This is a genomic window from Streptomyces chryseus (assembly GCF_014650755.1).
Lineage (GTDB): Bacteria > Actinomycetota > Actinomycetes > Streptomycetales > Streptomycetaceae > Streptomyces > Streptomyces chryseus.
This window is the reverse complement of sequence record NZ_BMVO01000011.1, coordinates 44,772-62,324: the sequence shown is the minus strand read 5'-3', so window position 1 is coordinate 62,324 and position 17,553 is coordinate 44,772. Positions and strand designations below refer to the sequence as shown.

Sequence of the window (17,553 nt, the reverse complement as noted above, 5' to 3'; positions counted from 1 at the left end):
TACCTCCTACTCTGGCAGTTAAAGGACATCAGGCGCGTTCCACTCGTAAGGTAAAGATCTCCGGATTACGCCCTTGCGCCCTCCGGGTAGAGTGGTCGACCGCGTCAGGAACGCGTCAAAATTCCAGAGGTGCGCCGGGAAGTCTGGTCGGCAATGTGCTCCATGCTGCCCACCGACCGGAGGTTCCCCCCGTGACCGCGCCCCGTCCGACCGCCCCGCCCGGCCCCTCGACACCACCGGCACCGCCCGGCGGCCGGAAGTTCCTCGGACGCCTCTCGCTCCCCGAGCGCACCTTCGTCACCAACGCGCTGCGCACCGAGACGGTCGGCGGCGTACTGCTCCTCGTGGCGGCCATCGCCGCGCTGGTCTGGGCGAACACCCCTCTCAGCGACAGCTACGCGTCCGTACGCGACTTCCACTTCGGACCCGCCTCCCTCGGCCTCGACCTCTCCGTCCAGCACTGGGCCGCCGACGGCCTCCTCGCCGTCTTCTTCTTCGTCGCGGGCATCGAGCTCAAGCGCGAACTGGTGGCGGGCGAACTGCGCGACCCCAGGGCCGCCGCACTCCCCGTCATCGCCGCCCTCAGCGGCATGCTGGCGCCGGCCCTCGTGTACGTCGTGGTCAACGCCGCCGGGGGCGGAAGCATGAACGGCTGGGCCGTCCCGACCGCCACCGACATCGCCTTCGCGCTCGCCGTCCTCGCGGTCATCGGCACCTCGCTGCCGTCGGCGCTGCGCGCGTTCCTGCTCACCCTGGCCGTCGTCGACGACCTGTTCGCGATCCTGATCATCGCCGTCTTCTTCACCAGCGACCTCAACTTCGCCGCGCTCGGCGGAGCGGTGGCCGCGCTGGCCGTCTTCTGGCTGCTGCTGCGCAAGCGGGTGCGCGGCTGGTACCTCTACGTACCGCTCGCCCTGGTGATCTGGGGCCTGATGTACAACAGCGGCGTGCACGCCACCGTCGCCGGTGTGGCGATGGGCCTGATGCTGCGCTGCACCCGCGAGGAGGACGAGGCGCACTCCCCCGGCGAGCACATCGAGCACCTCGTACGGCCGGTCTCCGCGGGCGTCGCCGTACCGCTGTTCGCCCTCTTCTCCGCCGGGGTCTCCGTGTCCGGGGCGGCGATCGGCGACGTGTTCACCCGGCCCGAGACGCTCGGCGTCGTCCTCGGCCTGGTCGTCGGCAAGGCCGTCGGCATCTTCGGCGGCACGTGGCTCGCGGCCCGCTTCACCAGGGCCGAGCTCAACGACGACCTCGCCTGGCCGGACGTCTTCGCCGTGGCCTCGCTGGCCGGCATCGGCTTCACCGTGTCCCTGCTCATCGGCGAACTCGCCTTCACCGGTGACGCCGCACTCACCGGCCGGATCAAAGCCGCCGTGCTCGCCGGTTCGCTGATCGCCGCCGTGCTGTCCGGGATCCTGCTCAAGCTTCGGGTACGCAAGTACCGCGCGATGGTAGAGGAGGAGGAGCGCGACGAGGACCAGGACGGCATTCCGGACATCTACGAGCAAGGCCAGCGCGAGTACCACCTGAGAATGGCCGCGATCCACGACGCGAAGGCCGCCGAGCACCGCAAGCTCGCGGAACTCGCGGGGGCATCCAGCGGCAAGGACGACAGTCCGGCATGATTCGACATCAGATACAGACAGACGGAGAAGAGGGAGAGAGCGATGAGCGACCCCGCCCGCACAGCGACGGCTGACAGCGTCGACCGCAGCCTCGGCCAGTTGGTCGCGTCGGCGACCGCCGAGATGTCCGCACTCATGCACGACGAGATCGCACTGGCCAAGGCCGAGCTGCGGCAGGACGCCAAGCGCGTCGGCATGGGCGGCACGGCGATCGGTGTCGCGGGGGTGTTCGCGCTCTTCTCCCTGCCGGTGCTGAGCTTCGCCGCGGCGTACGGCATCCACAACCTGGGACTCGGGCTCGCCTGGTCCTTCCTGATCGTCGGCGGAGCGTTTCTGCTGCTGGCGGGTCTGCTCGCGCTGATCGCCGTCACCAAGTTCAAGAAGGTCAAGCCGCCGGAGAAGAGCATCGCCTCGGCCAAGCAGACGGCGGCCGTACTGCAGGGCGTCAAGCCTCACCCGCGCCAGGTCGGTGACAAGGCGGTGGCTGTGGCACGCTCATCCACATGACCGCCCCAGATTCCGGCTCCGCCACCCCTCTGTCCGTCGTACGCCCCGACGGCCCATGGACCCATCGCGACGTCGCGGCCAACGGCGCGCGCTTCCACATCGCGGAGGTCGGGGACGGCCCGCTCGTGCTGCTGCTGCACGGTTTCCCGCAGTTCTGGTGGACGTGGCGGCATCAGATGACCGCGCTCGCGGACGCCGGGTTCCGGGCCGTGGCGATGGATCTGCGGGGCGTCGGCGGCAGCGACCGTACGCCCCGGGGATACGACCCGGCGAACCTCGCGCTCGACATCACCGGCGTGGTGCGCTCGCTCGGCGAGCCGGACGCGGCGCTCGTCGGGCACGACCTGGGCGGGTACCTGGCGTGGACGGCGGCCGTGATGCGGCCCAAGCTGGTGCGCCGCCTGGTGGTCTCCTCGATGCCGCACCCCCGGCGCTGGCGCTCGGCGATGCTCTCCGACCTGTCGCAGACGCGGGCCGGATCGCACGTCTGGGGCTTTCAGCGGCCGTGGCTGCCGGAGCGTCAGCTGACGGCGGACGACTCGGCGTTGGTGGGCCGGCTGATCCGCGACTGGTCCGGGCCCCGGCTGCCGGACGACGAGGACGTCGACGTGTACCGGCGGGCGATGTCGATTCCGTCGACGGCGCACTGCTCGGTCGAGCCGTACCGGTGGATGGTGCGGTCTCTGGCGCGCCCGGACGGCGTCCAGTTCAACCGGCGCATGAAGCGGCCCGTACGGGTGCCCACACTGCATCTGCACGGATCGCTGGACCCGGTGATGCGCACGCGCAGCGCGGCCGGCTCCGGCGAGTACGTCGAAGCCCCCTACCGGTGGCGGCTGTTCGACGGTCTGGGCCATTTCCCGCACGAGGAGGACCCGGTGGCCTTCTCGACCGAGCTGGTCAACTGGCTGAAGGACCCCGAGCCCGACCGCTGACCCACCGCCCGGCGAGCCGGCGGCCGGTCACCGTCCGCCCGACGCCCCGCCGGAACGCTTGTCCTACGAACAGCCAATTGCCTCGCGCATAGGCCAATTGGCTGCCCCCAACGCGATTACGGACCATGGGGCCCGGGCAAACGTCGGGGTATGGGCTGGACGCACGACTACGGTGACGCAGCACGCAACCGCCGCTCCGCCACAGCGCTGAGCACCCACGAAGGGGGCGGTCCTCGGGACCAGGGCCACGGCCCGCCCTCCCGCGCGATCGGGATTCCGCGCATCCTCCGCCGCCGGGCCCGCTGGGTCTCGGCGCGACTGCGCCATCCCCGCGACTGAGGCAGTTCGAGATCCGTACTACTCCGCTTCGAACCTGAGGTATCCGAGTCCGGGGTGCGCGCCGCGGTAGCCGTCGAGCAGCCGCCGCGCCACCCCGACCGAGTCGACGAGCGGGTGCAGGGCGAACGCCTTCACCGCCGCCCGCGCCGATCCGCTCTCCCCCGCTTCCAGTACGCACCGCTCCACCGCCTTGACCGCGGCCACCAGGCCCGCCTCATGGCCGGTCAGCGGTGATACGGCGACGGGGCGCGCGCCGGTCGCGTCGACCAGGCACGGGACTTCGACGACGGCTGCCTCGTCGAGCAGCGACAACGGCACCGTGCCGTCGTCCCCGCCGAGGCCGTTGCGGACGTTGAGGATGAGCGTGGCGCGCTCGTCGCGGGCGATCGCCCGCATCAGGGCGAGCGCGACGTACTCGTAGCCACCGGACTCCAGGTCGTCGGCGGCGCGCTCTCCCGCGCCCGCCGCCTCCCGGTTCTCCGCCATGTACGTGGCTTCGCGCTCGGCGCGCGTACGGTCCCACGCGGCGAGGGCGCCCGACGTACGGTCCGTCATGCCGTCGTAGAACCGCGCCTGCTGGTCGCGGAGGAAGGCCCCCCGGGTCTGCTTCGCCTCGCGGTAGGCGGTGACCGTCTCACGGTTGAAGTAGTAGTAGTGCAGGTACTCGTTGGGGACGGAGCCGAGCGAGCGCAGCCAGGCGGCGCCGAACAGCCTGCCCTCCTCGAACGATGTCAGCGCCCGCTCGTCGTCGAACAGGGCCGGGAGCAGGTTCCCGCGACCGGGGGCCTCGTCGTCGTACACGCCGCGCAGCCAGCCGAGGTGGTTGAGGCCGACGTAGTCGAGCCGGGCCCGCGCCGGGTCCGTGACGCCGAGCACCCGGGCGACGCGGCGGCCGAGGCCCACCGGCGAGTCGCAGATGCCGATGACGCGGTCGCCGAGGTGGCGGGACATGGCCTCGGTGACGAGTCCGGCCGGGTTGGTGAAGTTGATGACCCACGCCTCGGGGGCGATCCGCGCCACCCGGCGCGCGATGTCGGCGGCGACCGGGACCGTACGCAGCCCGTACGCGATGCCGCCCGCGCCGACCGTCTCCTGGCCCAGGACGCCCTCGGCCAGCGCGACGCGCTCGTCGGCGGCCCTGCCCTCCAGTCCGCCGACCCGGATGGCGGAGAAGACGAAGTGGGCGCCGCGCAGCGCCTCGTCGAGGTCGGTGGTCACGGTCACGGACGGCGCGTCCGCGACCCCGTCGGCCTGGTCGGCCAGGACCCGGGCGATCGCGGTGAGCCGCGCCCGGTCGAGATCGTGCAGGGTGACATGCGTGACGCGGCCCTCGGCGCGGTCGCGCAGGAGCGCGCCGTACACGAGGGGGACGCGGAAGCCGCCACCGCCGAGAATCGTCAGACGCATGTGCTTCTCCCCGCCGCCTCTTCGGAGCGCTCCGCTCAGAGCGCGCATCCCTCGCTGTCGACCTGCTGGTTGGCGGCGCGGCCGAGGCGGACGTCCTCCTGGACCTCGTCGGCCGTCAGGGCGTACCCCGTGTCGGCGTCGTCGAGGGACTTGGCGAAGACGACGCCGAAGACCTTGCCGTCGGGCGTCAGCAGCGGGCCGCCCGAGTTGCCCTGACGGACGGTCGCGAACAGCGAGTAGACGTCACGCTGGACCGTGCCGCGGTGGTAGATGTCCGGGCCGTTGGCGTTGATCCGGCCGCGGACGCGGGCGGACCGGACGTCGTACGCGCCGTTCTCCGGGAAGCCCGCGACGATGGCGCCGTCGCCGGTGCGGGCGTCGGTGTCCGTGAACTCCAGCGCCGGGGCGTCCAGGTCGGGGACGTCCAGCACGGCGATGTCGCGCTCCCAGTCGTAGAGCACCACGGTGGCGTCGTACCGGCGGCCCTCACCGCCTATCTGCACGGTCGGCTCGTCCACGCCGCCGACGACGTGCGCGTTGGTCATGACCCGGCGCTCGTCGAAGACGAAGCCGGTGCCTTCGAGGACCTTGCCGCAGCTCTGCGCCGTGCCGACGACCTTCACGATCGACTTCTTGGCGCGGGCGGCGACGGGGCTGCCGGCGAGCGCCGGGTCGGGGGCCTTGACCTCGGTGATCGGCTCGTTGGAGAAGGGACTGAAGACCTGCGGGAAGCCGTTCTGGGTGAGGACCGACCTGAAGTCCGTGAACCACATGTCCGCCTGCTCGGGCAGCACCCGCGAGACTCCGAGGAGCACCTTGGAGCTACGGACCTCCTTGCCCAGCGTGGGCAGCGAGGTCTGCGCGAGCATGGAGCCGACCAGCCAGGCGACGAGCAGCATCGCGACGACGTTGACCAGCGCGCCGCCCGAGGCGTCCAGGACGCGGGCGGGCGACCAGGTGATGTATCTGCGGAGCTTGTTCCCGAGGTGGGTGGTGAAGGCCTGCCCCACCGAGGCGCACACGATCACGACGATGACCGCGACGACGGCGGCCGTCGAGCTGACTTCCGAGCCGTCGGTCAGCTGGTCCCACAGGAGCGGCAGCAGGTAGACCGCGACGAGGCCGCCGCCCAGAAAGCCGATCACCGACAGAATGCCGACGACGAATCCCTGTCGGTACCCGACGATCGCGAACCACACCGCCGCGACCAGCAACAAGATGTCCAGGACGTTCACATGGCCACCCTGTCACGCGTGCCAGTCGAGCGGGACCTGCCGTGAGCGGTCCCAAGGCCGCTCCCATCCCGCGTAATGAAGAATCTTGTCGATCACGCCGGCCGTGAAACCCCAGACCAGAGCGGGTCCGACCAGGAACGCGGGGCCGCTGTGGCCGCGCGGGTGCACGCTCGTCACGCGGTTGGCCGGATCCGTGAGATCCGCCACGGGAACGGTGAAGACGCGCGCCGTCTCGGCGGAGTCGACGACGCCGACGGGGCTCGGCTCGCGCCACCAGCCGAGGACCGGCGTCACGACGAAGTTGCTGACGGGGATGTAGAGGCGGGGCAGTACGCCGAAGATCTGGACACCGGAGGGATCGAGCCCGGTCTCCTCCTCGGCCTCGCGCAGCGCGGCGCGCAGGGGGCCCGTCGTCTGCGGATCACCGTCGGCGGGGTCGAGGGCGCCGCCGGGGAAGCTGAGCTGGCCCGCGTGCGAACGCAGGCTCCCGGCCCGCTCCATGAGCAGCAGTTCGGGACCCTTCTCCCCCTCGCCGAAGAGGATCAGTACGGCCGACTGGCGCCCGGCGCCGCTCTCCGGCGGCAGGAAGCGGCTGAGCTGCTCGGGGCGTACGGACCGGGCGACTTCGGCCACCGGTTCGAGCCAGGCGGGCAGCCCCCGGCTCGTCACGGCGACTTCGGCCGGACCGGCCGCCTCGGTCGTGCGGGCCGCCCCGGACGGCGCGGCCGCCCGGCCGCCGTCATATGTCTCGCTCCCACGCGTCATAGGCACCCCCGTCGTCACAACGCCCGAACCGGGCCCGTTCGTTCCGCGCGGTCGCGCGCACCCGCCGTGCGGCCCGCCACTCCTGTCGCCGCCCGGCCCGTCACCCGATCCGCCGCCCAGCCCGTCACCCGGCCCGTCACTCGGCGGCTCCCAGCGGCGGCGCGGGCTTGCCGGGATAGTCCGGCGGGGGCTTCAGGCGCTGCCCCGGGTGGCCGCCCATCTCGTACCTCAGCAGCTTCTTCGCCTTCTCCGGATCCGTCTCGCCCTCGCCGTACGACGGACACAGATCCGCGATCGGGCAGGCGCCGCAGGCCGGCTTGCGGGAGTGGCAGACGCGGCGGCCGTGGAAGATGATCCGGTGCGAGAGCATCGTCCACTCGCTCTTGGGGAAGATCGCGGCGATGTCCGCCTCGACCTTCTCCGGGTCCTCGTGCGCGGTCCACTTCCAGCGCCGTACGAGCCTGCCGAAGTGCGTGTCGACGGTCAGACCGGGGACGCCGAAGGCATTGCCGAGGACCACGTTGGCCGTCTTGCGGCCGACGCCGGGCAGCGAGACGAGGTCCTTGAGACGGCCGGGCACCTCGCCGCCGAAATCGTCCCTGAGCACGGCGGAGAGGCCGAGCAGGGACCGCGCCTTGGCGCGGAAGAACCCGGTCGGCCGGATCAGCTGCTCCAGCTCCTCGGGGTCGGCGGCGGCCATGTCCTCGGGCGTCGGGTACGCGGCGAAGAGGGCCGGGGTGGTCTGGTTGACCCGCAGGTCCGTGGTCTGGGCCGAGAGGACCGTGGCCACCAGCAGCTCGAAGGGGTTCTCGAAGTCGAGCTCCGGATGGGCGTACGGATAGACCTCGGCCAGCTCACGGTTCATCCGCCGTGCACGGCGGACCATGGCCAGTCTCGACTCGGGCTTGCCCGGCTTCGCCCCCGCCCCGGACTTGGACCTTTTCACCCCATTTGCGGCATTCTTGACTTGAGACGGGAGCTGTTCGCCCACAGCGGAATTACGGCCTTCAGTCACCTGTCCGGCCCCCTCGGGCTCCACTCTCACCGGCGTTTTGGACACCCGGCCAGCCTAAAGCCCGGCACTGACATCCGCCCCGGTCACAGGCAATTGCCACCCCAATCGGCCCCCTGCCGCACGGTCGGGCACGCCGGTACGTCAAACTTGTGATTGATCGCACTGTTTTACCGTCCGGCATCATGGAGACCACGGTTCCCGTGATGAGCAGGTCGACAAGGAGAGAACTCGTGGACGACGTTCTGCGGCGCGCCCCGCTCTTCGCGGCGCTCGATGACGAGCAGGCCGCGGAGCTCCGCGCCTCGATGAGTGAGGTGACGCTCGCTCGCGGCGACGCCCTCTTCCACGAGGGCGACCCCGGCGACCGCCTGTACGTGGTCACCGAGGGCAAGGTGAAGCTGCACCGCACCTCCCCCGACGGCCGCGAGAACATGCTGGCCGTCCTCGGACCCGGCGAGCTGATCGGTGAGCTGTCGCTCTTCGACCCGGGCCCGCGCACCGCCACCGCGACCGCCCTGACGGAGGTCAAGCTGCTCGGCCTCGGCCACGGCGACCTCCAGCCCTGGCTGAACGCCCGCCCGGAGGTGGCCACGGCCCTCCTCCGCGCGGTCGCCCGCCGGCTGCGCAAGACCAACGACCAGATGTCCGACCTGGTCTTCTCCGACGTGCCGGGCCGTGTCGCCCGCGCGCTCCTCGACCTGTCGCGCCGGTTCGGCGTGCAGTCCGAGGAGGGCATCCACGTCGTGCACGACCTGACGCAGGAAGAACTGGCCCAGCTGGTCGGCGCGTCCCGCGAGACGGTCAACAAGGCCCTCGCGGACTTCGCGGGCCGCGGCTGGCTGCGCCTGGAGGCGCGGGCCGTGATCCTGCTGGACGTGGAGCGCCTCGCGAAGCGCTCCCGCTAGTACGAGCCTGCTACGACGCCGGAAGGGCCGCCCCTCGCTTGGGGGCGGCCCTTCCGCGTTCCCCCGGCCGGGTGTCAGAGGCCGGGGCTATTCTGCGCATACGGTCGGTGACGAGCGAGGAGGCAGCGATGAGCGTCATGGACGATGTGCTGCGGCACGTGGCCGAGCGGGCCGCCAAGGAGTACGAGGGCTTCAAGGTCGAGGTCGTGGGGGGGCGCGTCGTGATGACACCGCAGAGCAATGTGCAGAGCTGGACGATCTTCGATGTGCAGGCAGCAGCGCGCACAGCCGGTATCGCACCATCCCGGATCGTCTCCGACGTGCTGATCCAGTTTCCCGGCGACCCCGACCGCGTGCCGGACGTGACGATCCTGACCGAGGGCGCGACGGAGCCCTACTCGTACGGGGACATACTGGCCGCCGTCGAAATCGTGTCGACCAAGGACGATCCGAACGACTACGACTTCAAGGTCCATCAGTACGCCCGCTACAACGTGCCGATCTACCTGATCATCGACCCGTTCCGGGGCGAGTGCACCCTGCTCACCCGCCCCCGGGGAAACGACTACGCGACGCGCGAGGCCTACACGTACGGCGAGACCGTCACCCTCCACCTCGAAGACGGGTCCACCGTCCCCATCCCCACGGATGAGTTCAAGCGCAAGGACGCCTGACGGCCGCGCCCGAGGCTCCGTACTAGATCAGGCCGTGGTCCCGCAGGTACTCCAGCTGCGCCCGCACCGACAGCTCGGCCGCCGGCCACAGGGAGCGGTCCACGTCCACGTACACGTGGGCGACGACCTCCGACGCGCGCGCGTACCCGTTCTCGACGGCCGTCTCGACCTGCGCGAGGCGGTTCGCCCGGTGCGCCAGGTAGTACTCGACCACACCCTGCGCGTCCTCCAGGACGGGCCCGTGACCGGGCAGCACGGTGTGCACTCCGTCGTCGACCGTCAACGAACGCAGCCGCCGCAGTGAGTCGAGGTAGTCGCCGAGCCGTCCGTCCGGGTGCGCCACGACCGTCGTACCCCGCCCCAGTACGGTGTCCCCCGTCAGTACGGCCCGGTCGGCGGGCAGGTGGAAGCAGAGCGAGTCGGCGGTGTGCCCGGGCGTCGGCACCACGCGCAGCTCCAGGCCCCCGGTGGTGATGACGTCCCCCGCCGCGAGTCCCTCGTCCCCGAGCCGCAGCGCCGGGTCGAGGGCCCGTACGGGCGTACGCGTCAGCTCGGCGAAGCGCCCCGCGCCCTCCGCGTGGTCGGGGTGCCCGTGCGTCAGGAGGGTCAGCGCGACGCGCTTGCCCGCCTTCTCCGCCGTGTCGATCACCGCCCGCAGATGTACGTCGTCGAGCGGCCCGGGATCGATGACGACCGCCAGGTCCGAGTCCGGCTCACCGACGATCCAGGTGTTGGTGCCGTCCAGGGTCATCGCGGAGGCGTTCGGGGCGAGCACGTTCACGGCGCGGTCGGTGGCCGGCCCGGAGAGCACCCCGCCGCGGGGCTGCCCGGGAAGCGCTGCGGCGTCGGTCATCGGGTGCCTCCTGGGTGCTCGGTACTCGCCGTACCCCCCACGCGCTTCGTGAACTCGTCGTGGCCCGGCCAGCTCAGGACCACCTCGTCGCCCTCCAGGCGCGCCTGCGCCAGGACAGGGTCCATGTCCTGCTCCGCCGCGCCCGCGAGCGCCTCGGCGGCCGTGGCGTACGGCTGGAGCGTACGCAGCGTGGCGATCGTCGGCGGCATCATCAGCAGCTCGCCCTTGTCGTAGCCGGCGGCGGCCTCCGAGGGGCTGATCCACACCGTGCGGTCCGCCTCCGTCGAGGCGTTGCGAGTCCGCTGGCCGGCCGGCAGCGCGGCGACGAAGAACCACGTGTCGTACCGCTTCGGCTCGAACTCGGGGGTGATCCAGCGCGCCCACGCGCCCAGCAGGTCGGAGCGCAGCACCAGCGAACGCCGCTGGAGGAAGTCCGCGAAGGACAGTTCGCGGGCGACCAGGGCCCGCCGGTCCGCCTCCCAGTCGTCCCCGGTGGTGTCCCCGACCACCGTGCCGGCCGTCGGGCCGGCGAGCAGCACACCGGCCTCCTCGTACGTCTCGCGCACCGCCGCGCACACGATGGCCTGCGCCGACGCCGGGTCCACGCCCAGCCGCAGAGCCCAGTCGCCGAGGGACGGGCCCGCCCAGCCCACCTGGTGGTCGTCGTCGCGCGGATCGACTCCGCCGCCCGGATACGCGTACGCGCCCCCGGCGAAGGCCATGGAGGCGCGTCTGCGCAGCATGTGCACGGCGGGACCGCCGGCCGTGTCCCGCAGGAGCATGACGGTGGCGGCCCGCTTGGGGGGCGCGACCGTGAGCTCGCCACGGGCGAGAGCACGGATCCGGTCCGGCCACTCGGGCGGGTACCACTGACCATTGGACATGGCCGGAGGCTATCCGCTCCCGGTCGGATGTTCGAGAGCACCAGGTCCAGAGCCCGGGGCCCGACTCCGGGCCGACGAGCCCGGCGGACGAGGCGGCCGACGAGCCGGGCGGACGAGCCGGGCGCACAGGACAGGCCGGCGAGGCCGGCTCGACGGCGTCAGGCGGAGGTGAGCTCGACCTGGATCTCGACCTCGACCGGCGCGTCCAGCGGCAGCACGGTCACGCCGACCGCGCTGCGCGCGTGCACGCCCTTGTCGCCGAGGACCGCGCCCAGCAGCTCGCTCGCGCCGTTGATCACGGCCGGCTGGCCGGTGAAGTCCGCGGCGGAGGCGACGAAGCCGACGACCTTCACGACACGCGCGATGCGGTCCAGGTCTCCGGTGACCGACTTGACGGCGGCCAGCGCGTTCAGCGCGCACGTGCGCGCCAGGTTCTTCGCCTCTTCCGGCGTGACCTCGGCACCGACCTTGCCGGTGCACGGCAGCTTGCCCTCCACCATCGGGAGCTGGCCCGAGGTGAAGACGTACACGCCGGACTGCACGGCCGGCTGGTACGCGGCGAGCGGAGGAACAACCTCCGGAAGCGTCAGGCCGAGCTCGGCGAGCTTCGCCTCGACCACACCGGTCATGCCTGCTTCTCCCGCTTCAGGTAGGCCACCAGCTGCTCGGGGTTGTTCGGCCCGGGCACGACCTGGACGAGCTCCCAGCCGTCCTCGCCCCAGGTGTCCAGGATCTGCTTGGTCGCGTGCACGAGAAGGGGCACGGTCGAGTATTCCCACTTGGTCATACGGCGACTGTAGTGCCTGCCACAGACACCTCCTGCGTAGCCCGGGCGCCGACTGGTTAGGCTCAGGACGTGAGCAGGCTCCAGGTCGTCAGTGGCAAGGGCGGTACCGGCAAGACCACGGTGGCCGCGGCACTCGCGCTCGCCCTCGCGACGGAGGGCAAGCGCGCCCTTCTCGTGGAGGTCGAGGGCAGGCAGGGCATCGCGCAGCTCTTCGAGACGGAAGCGCTTCCGTACGAAGAGCGCAAGATCGCTGTCGCACCGGGCGGCGGGGAGGTGTACGCCCTCGCGATAGACGCCGAACGCGCCCTTCTCGACTACCTCCAGATGTTCTACAAGCTCGGAGGGGCCGGCAGGGCGCTCAAGAAGCTGGGCGCGATCGACTTCGCGACCACCATCGCGCCGGGTCTCAGAGACGTGCTGCTGACCGGCAAGGCGTGCGAGGCGGTGCGCCGCCGGGACAAGCAGAACCGTTACGCGTACGACTACGTCGTGATGGACGCACCGCCCACCGGCCGCATCACGCGCTTCTTGAACGTGAACGACGAGGTGGCCGGGCTGGCCAAGTTCGGGCCGATACACAATCAGGCCCAGGCCGTCATGCGGGTGCTCAAGTCACCCGAGACGGCGGTCCACCTGGTGACGCTGCTGGAAGAGATGCCGGTCCAGGAGACCGCCGACGGCATCGCCGAACTGCGCGCCGCCGAACTGCCCGTCGGCAACGTCATCGTGAACATGGTCCGCCCGCACCTCCTCGACGAGGACGCCCTGCGCACCGCCGCCGGTGGGCGGCGCACCGCCGTCGCCAAGGCGCTCTCCCAGGCCGGACTGGGCGGCGCCCGCCGCGGCGGTCTGGCCGAGCGCCTCGTGGACCCGCTCCTCGAACAGGCCGCCGAGCACGCGCAGCGCGTCGAGCTGGAGCGCGAGCAGCGCGCCGTACTCGCCCGGCTGGACCTGGCGACGTACGAACTGCCGCTGCTCGGCGAGGGCATGGACCTCGCCGGGCTCTACCGGCTGGCGAAGGAACTGCGGACCCGTCTCGCCCCTGGGGGAACTTCATGACCGTGAGTGGCACGGACACCAACACGGACATCAGCACCACCGGCACCGGCACCACCACCACCACCAGCGACGACGCCATGGGCGCCACACCCGCCCTGGACATCGACCCGCTCCTGGACGACCCGGCCACCCGCATCATCGTGTGCTGCGGCGCGGGCGGTGTCGGCAAGACGACGACCGCCGCGGCGCTGGGTGTACGGGCGGCCGAGCGCGGCCGCAAGGTCGTCGTCCTCACCATCGACCCGGCCCGCAGGCTGGCCCAGTCCATGGGCATCGACGAACTCGACAACACCCCGCGGCGCGTGAAGGGCATAGACGAGACGGCCGGCGGCGAGCTGTCCGCCATGATGCTCGACATGAAGCGGACCTTCGACGAGATCGTCGAGGCGCACGCCGACGCCGAGCGGTCCCGCGCGATCCTGGAGAACCCCTTCTACCAGTCCCTGTCGGCCGGCTTCGCGGGCACGCAGGAGTACATGGCGATGGAGAAGCTGGGCCAGCTGCGGGCCCGCGACGAATGGGACCTGATCGTCGTCGACACCCCGCCGAGCCGGTCCGCGCTCGACTTCCTCGACGCGCCGAAGCGGCTCGGATCGTTCCTGGACGGCAAGTTCATCCGGGTGCTCATGGCACCCGCGAAGGTGGGCGGCCGGGCGGGGATGAAGTTCCTGAACGTCGGCATGTCGATGATGACGGGCACCCTCAGCAAGCTGATGGGGGGCCAGCTGCTGCGCGACGTGCAGACGTTCGTGGCGGCCATGGACACCATGTTCGGCGGCTTCCGGACGCGCGCGGACGCGACGTACCGGCTGCTTCAGGCGCCCGGTACGGCGTTCCTGGTGGTCGCCGCACCGGAGCGGGACGCCCTGCGCGAGGCCGCGTACTTCGTCGAGCGGCTGGCGGCGGAGGAGATGCCGTTCGCCGGGCTCGTACTCAACCGGGTCCACGGCAGCGGCGCCCCTCAGCTCTCGGCCGAGCGTGCGCTTGCCGCCGCGGAAAATCTTGACGAGGGCGGCATTGTGGATCAGGGGGCCGGGAATGCTGGAGTTCGTGACTCCTCGGCGCCCTCTCCCCCAGCCGAACCCACACCGGACGAGACCCCCGAGAGCCGAGGCGGCTCGGAGGGCCGGAGCGGCACCCGCTCCGTCGAGCAGCTGACCGCGGGTCTGCTGCGCCTGCACGCCGAACGCATGCACGTACTCGCGCGTGAACAGCGAACGCGCGACCGTTTCACCGCGCTCCACCCCGAGGTGGCGGTGACCGAAGTCGCCGCCCTGCCGGGCGACGTGCACGACCTCGCGGGGCTCCGGGCCATCGCTGACCGGCTCGCCGCCCGTGAGGCCGTCGAGCCTGTCGAGTCCGCCCGGTCGGACCATCCCATGGGCTGACCGGCCCCCGGACCGGCCCGTGGGCTAGCCGACAGCGGCGTACTCGATGAACGCCCCGCTCTCGTCGTCCTCGGGCAGAATGCCCGTGCTCCGCTCGTACTCAGTACGGGCGGTCTCGAGGAGCCGGCGCCAAGAGGTCACGGTGGGGCGCCTGCGCAGCAGCGCGCGCCTCTCCCGCTCTGTCATGCCGCCCCACACGCCGAACTCGACGCGGTTGTCCAGCGCGTCGGCCAGGCACTCGGTCCGCACCGGACATCCGGTGCACACCGCCTTGGCCCTGTTCTGCGCTGCTCCTTGTACGAACAGTTCATCCGGATCGGTAGTGCGGCAGGCTGCCTGCGCACTCCAGTCGGTTACCCAGCCCATACCGGCGCCGTCCTCTCCCGAATCGAGGCTCCCCCACGGCGGCAGCGGCATATTCACCGCTGCCAGTTGAGGACGTTACGGAAGGTGGACACAGCGCAACACCCCCTTCGGGCCCAATCTTGAATGGCCCGAACGGACTATGCGTAAGCGACAGATCACCCGACGGAGTGATGCGGGGGCATACGTGACCAACCCGGCGATGCGGGGCAGTTCGGCAAGGTCACAACGGAAACCCGGTGACGCATGAGGCGCAATCGGACATGCCTCTGCCAGATTTTCTTGGAACGGGAGGATGTGACGCCGGCGGTTTCAGGGGGCTTGATGCGAAACCGCACCGCTGTGACAGGTGAGAGCAGCTTAGGCCAAGGCATATACGCGTGTCCGGCGAATGAGAACGTAGGCTGCCCCCATGCCAAAGAAGCGCTCGGGCGGGGGTCTCACCAAGGCCCAGCAGGCCGCCAAATTCCTCGGTGTCGCCGCGCTCTCCGGAGCTGTGCTGGCGGGCATCGCACTGCCGGCAGCAGGAGCGCTGGGGCTCGCGGCCAAGGGAACGGTCGAGGGATTCGACGAGATCCCCGCGAACCTCAAGACACCGCCGCTGAGTCAGCGCACCACCATCCTCGACGCGCGCAGCGAACCGATCGCCACGGTCTACTCGCGTGACCGCACCGTCGTGGACCTGAAGGACATCTCCCCGTACATGCAGAAGGCGATCGTCGCGATCGAGGACGCGCGCTTCTACGAGCACGGGGCGATCGACCTGAAGGGTGTCCTGCGCGCGGCGAACCGCAACGCCCAGTCGGGCGGCGTGTCCCAGGGCGCGTCGACCCTCACGCAGCAGTACGTCAAGAACGTCTTCGTGGAAGAGGCCGGCGACGACCCCACCAAGGTCGCCCAGGCCACCCAGCAGACGCTCGGCCGCAAGGTGCGCGAACTCAAGTACGCCATCCAGGTCGAGGAGGAGCTGGGCAAGAAGAAGATCCTCGAGAACTACCTCAACATCACCTTCTTCGGGCAGCAGGCGTACGGCATCGAGTCCGCGTCCAAGCGCTACTTCAGCAAGTCCGCCAAGGACCTCAAGCTGGAGGAGGCCGCGCTGCTGGCCGGCATCGTGCAGTCGCCGAGCCGCTACGACCCGGTCAACGACGCCGAAGAGGCGACCAAGCGGCGCAACATCGTGCTCCAGCGCATGGCCGACGTCCGCGACGTCTCGCAGGCGGAGGCCGACCGCGCGAAGGCCACCCCGATCAAGCTGAACGTCAGCCGGCCGAAGAACGGCTGCATCACCGCCGTCACCGGCGCGGGCTTCTTCTGCGACTACGTGCGCGAGGTCTTCCTGTCCGACCCGGTCTTCGGAAAGACGAAGGAGGACCGGGCCAAGGTCTGGAACCAGGGCGGCCTGAAGATCCGTACGACGCTGGACCCGCAGGCACAGGAGTCGGTGCAGGCGTCGATCAAGGACCACGTCTACCAGTCGGACAAGATCGCCACGGCGGTCACGCTGGTCGAGCCGGGTACCGGCAAGGTCGTCGCGATGGGCCAGTCACGGCCGTACGGCTTCAAGAGCAACGAGACGACGATCAACTTCTCCGCCAACAAGAGCATGGGCGGATCGGCGTACGGCTTCCCGACCGGCTCGACCTTCAAGCCGTTCGTGGCCGCCGCGGCCATAGAGCAGGGCATTCCGGCGACGAAGACCTACTCGGCGCCGTACGACATGCCGTACCCGAGCCCCGTGCAGACCTGCGACAAGCCGTGGGTCAACACCGGGGACACGGTGGAGAACGAGAACGAGGCCGAGGTCGGGCCGTACGCCATGAAGGAGGCCATGGCGAAGTCGGTCAACACCTACTTCGTCCAGATGATCTCCGAGATCGGCATCTGCCCGGTGACGCAGATGGCGAGCAAGCTCGGCGTCATCCAGGCCGACGGGCAGAAGCTGAAGGAAGTGCCCGCGATCTCGCTGGGCACGGAGGGCATGTCGCCGCTGACGATGGCGAACGCGTACGCGACCTTCGCCAACCGCGGCACGTACTGCACGCCGGTCTTCATCGAGTCGGTCAGGACGGCGCAGGGCAGGAGCCTGCCGGTGCCGAAGTCGACCTGCTCGCGGGCCATGTCCGAGAGGACCGCCGACACGATCAACACGCTGCTCAAGGGCGTGGTCGACTCGGGTACGGGCCAGCAGGCGGGGCTCACCAGCCGGGACAACGCCGGAAAGACGGGTACGACGGACGGGCGGCACAACGCCTGGTTCGTCGGCTACACCCCGAACATGGCGGGCGCGGTGTGGGTCGGCGCGGCGGGCGCCAAGCAGGTCCCGATGGAGAACATCACCATCGGCGGGGTCTACCACGACAAGGTCTTCGGTGGTCAGGTCCCGGGTCCGATCTGGAAGGACGCGATGAGCGGCGCGCTGGACGGCAAGCCGGCGCCCGGCTTCAACACCGTCCACATCCCGGAGCACGACAAGGACAAGGACAGGGACAAGGGCGACCGCGACCGGGGCGAGGACGGGGACGGCGGTGACGGGGACGGCGACCACGAGGACGGCAAGCCCGGCGACGGCGGCGGCGACGGCAACCCCTGGCCGGACATCTCCCTCCCGCCGGACCTCATCGGCGGCGGCAACGGCAACGGCAACGGCGGCGGGCGCGGCAGGAACGGGCCGTAGGCGAGGCGGCCCGCCGGGCACGACGGGTTGGTAGACGACGTCCCCGGTACGGCCGGCCCGGTGCGACGGGCCGGTACGGCCGGCCGGAACGCCGAAGGGGCGCCGGGTGGATCTCCCACCGGGCGCCCCTTC

The 17,553-nt window shown here is 70.8% G+C and carries 18 protein-coding genes; 9 read left to right on the top strand and 9 right to left on the bottom strand.

Annotated elements, in window-relative coordinates; genetic code table 11:
- Positions 1 to 191: 191 nt before the first annotated feature.
- From nhaA to IE185_RS33195, 4 genes are all read left to right on the top strand, one after another.
- A complete protein-coding gene (nhaA, locus tag IE185_RS18235; RefSeq protein ID WP_138906832.1) occupies positions 192 to 1,628 on the top strand; it encodes a Na+/H+ antiporter NhaA in 1,437 nt (478 codons plus the stop codon).
- A 42-nt stretch (positions 1,629 to 1,670) separates the two neighbouring features.
- Entirely contained in the window at positions 1,671 to 2,135 is a 465-nt protein-coding gene (locus IE185_RS18230; protein ID WP_138894040.1) for a phage holin family protein, read from the top strand.
- The gene (locus tag IE185_RS18225) at positions 2,132 to 3,070 is read left to right on the top strand and encodes an alpha/beta fold hydrolase (RefSeq protein ID WP_138894039.1); all 939 of its coding nucleotides are present in this window, start codon (positions 2,132 to 2,134) and stop codon (positions 3,068 to 3,070) included. Before IE185_RS18230 ends, IE185_RS18225 begins: the two co-directional genes overlap by 4 nt.
- Positions 3,071 to 3,220: 150 nt before the next feature.
- Positions 3,221 to 3,409, top strand: coding sequence for a hypothetical protein (locus IE185_RS33195; protein ID WP_078606705.1), 189 nt, complete (start codon positions 3,221 to 3,223; stop codon positions 3,407 to 3,409).
- An 18-nt stretch (positions 3,410 to 3,427) separates the two neighbouring features.
- Here the strand turns inward: IE185_RS33195 and IE185_RS18220 are convergent, their stop codons facing one another.
- The 4 genes from IE185_RS18220 to nth all read right to left on the bottom strand — a co-directional run bounded on the left by IE185_RS18220 (position 3,428) and on the right by nth (position 7,807).
- Complete coding sequence (locus IE185_RS18220; RefSeq protein ID WP_138894038.1) at positions 3,428 to 4,816, bottom strand: 6-phospho-beta-glucosidase; 1,389 nt, start codon at positions 4,814 to 4,816, stop codon at positions 3,428 to 3,430.
- A gap of 35 nt (positions 4,817 to 4,851) precedes the next feature.
- Positions 4,852 to 6,051, bottom strand: coding sequence for a MarP family serine protease (locus tag IE185_RS18215; protein WP_138894037.1), 1,200 nt, complete (start codon positions 6,049 to 6,051; stop codon positions 4,852 to 4,854).
- 12 nt (positions 6,052 to 6,063) lie between these two features.
- On the bottom strand, positions 6,064 to 6,816 hold the full coding sequence (locus IE185_RS18210) for an NUDIX hydrolase (RefSeq protein ID WP_138894036.1): 753 nt from the start codon (positions 6,814 to 6,816) through the stop codon (positions 6,064 to 6,066).
- Positions 6,817 to 6,952: 136 nt separating this feature from the next.
- The gene (gene nth, locus IE185_RS18205) at positions 6,953 to 7,807 is read right to left on the bottom strand and encodes an endonuclease III (protein ID WP_138894035.1); all 855 of its coding nucleotides are present in this window, start codon (positions 7,805 to 7,807) and stop codon (positions 6,953 to 6,955) included.
- Positions 7,808 to 8,061: 254 nt separating this feature from the next.
- Here nth and IE185_RS18200 point away from each other — a divergent pair, with 254 nt between their 5' ends.
- Entirely contained in the window at positions 8,062 to 8,736 is a 675-nt protein-coding gene (locus IE185_RS18200; protein ID WP_014046869.1) for a Crp/Fnr family transcriptional regulator, read from the top strand.
- A 128-nt stretch (positions 8,737 to 8,864) separates the two neighbouring features.
- Positions 8,865 to 9,410 (top strand): Uma2 family endonuclease, encoded by a 546-nt coding sequence (locus IE185_RS18195; RefSeq protein ID WP_138894034.1) that lies wholly within the window; start codon positions 8,865 to 8,867, stop codon positions 9,408 to 9,410.
- 22 nt (positions 9,411 to 9,432) lie between these two features.
- Here IE185_RS18195 and IE185_RS18190 read toward each other — a convergent pair whose 3' ends face one another.
- The 4 genes from IE185_RS18190 to sp36 all read right to left on the bottom strand — a co-directional run bounded on the left by IE185_RS18190 (position 9,433) and on the right by sp36 (position 11,934).
- The gene (locus IE185_RS18190) at positions 9,433 to 10,263 is read right to left on the bottom strand and encodes an MBL fold metallo-hydrolase (protein WP_138894033.1); all 831 of its coding nucleotides are present in this window, start codon (positions 10,261 to 10,263) and stop codon (positions 9,433 to 9,435) included.
- Positions 10,260 to 11,147 (bottom strand): NUDIX hydrolase, encoded by an 888-nt coding sequence (locus tag IE185_RS18185; RefSeq protein WP_138894032.1) that lies wholly within the window; start codon positions 11,145 to 11,147, stop codon positions 10,260 to 10,262. The genes IE185_RS18190 and IE185_RS18185 overlap by 4 nt, the downstream gene beginning before the upstream one ends.
- A 158-nt stretch (positions 11,148 to 11,305) precedes the next feature.
- Positions 11,306 to 11,776 carry a RidA family protein gene (locus tag IE185_RS18180; RefSeq protein WP_138894031.1) on the bottom strand — a complete coding sequence of 157 codons (471 nt, stop codon included), beginning with the start codon at positions 11,774 to 11,776 and terminating at the stop codon, positions 11,306 to 11,308.
- Complete coding sequence (gene sp36 / locus IE185_RS18175; protein WP_019355547.1) at positions 11,773 to 11,934, bottom strand: Sp36 family protein; 162 nt, start codon at positions 11,932 to 11,934, stop codon at positions 11,773 to 11,775. The genes IE185_RS18180 and sp36 overlap by 4 nt, the downstream gene beginning before the upstream one ends.
- 69 nt (positions 11,935 to 12,003) lie before the next feature.
- Here sp36 and bagA point away from each other — a divergent pair, with 69 nt between their 5' ends.
- Both bagA and bagB read left to right on the top strand, forming a co-directional pair.
- A complete protein-coding gene (bagA, locus tag IE185_RS18170; protein ID WP_138894030.1) occupies positions 12,004 to 12,993 on the top strand; it encodes an ATPase BagA in 990 nt (329 codons plus the stop codon).
- A 77-nt stretch (positions 12,994 to 13,070) separates the two neighbouring features.
- Complete coding sequence (gene bagB / locus IE185_RS18165) at positions 13,071 to 14,381, top strand: ATPase BagB (RefSeq protein ID WP_138894045.1); 1,311 nt, start codon at positions 13,071 to 13,073, stop codon at positions 14,379 to 14,381.
- 24 nt (positions 14,382 to 14,405) lie between these two features.
- Here bagB and IE185_RS18160 read toward each other — a convergent pair whose 3' ends face one another.
- Positions 14,406 to 14,747, bottom strand: coding sequence for a WhiB family transcriptional regulator (locus IE185_RS18160; RefSeq protein ID WP_189715524.1), 342 nt, complete (start codon positions 14,745 to 14,747; stop codon positions 14,406 to 14,408).
- Positions 14,748 to 15,156: 409 nt separating this feature from the next.
- Between IE185_RS18160 and IE185_RS18155 the strand changes: the two genes are divergently transcribed.
- Positions 15,157 to 17,421, top strand: a complete 2,265-nt coding sequence (locus tag IE185_RS18155; RefSeq protein ID WP_138894029.1) for a transglycosylase domain-containing protein — start codon at positions 15,157 to 15,159, stop codon at positions 17,419 to 17,421.
- Positions 17,422 to 17,553: the final 132 nt, after the last annotated feature.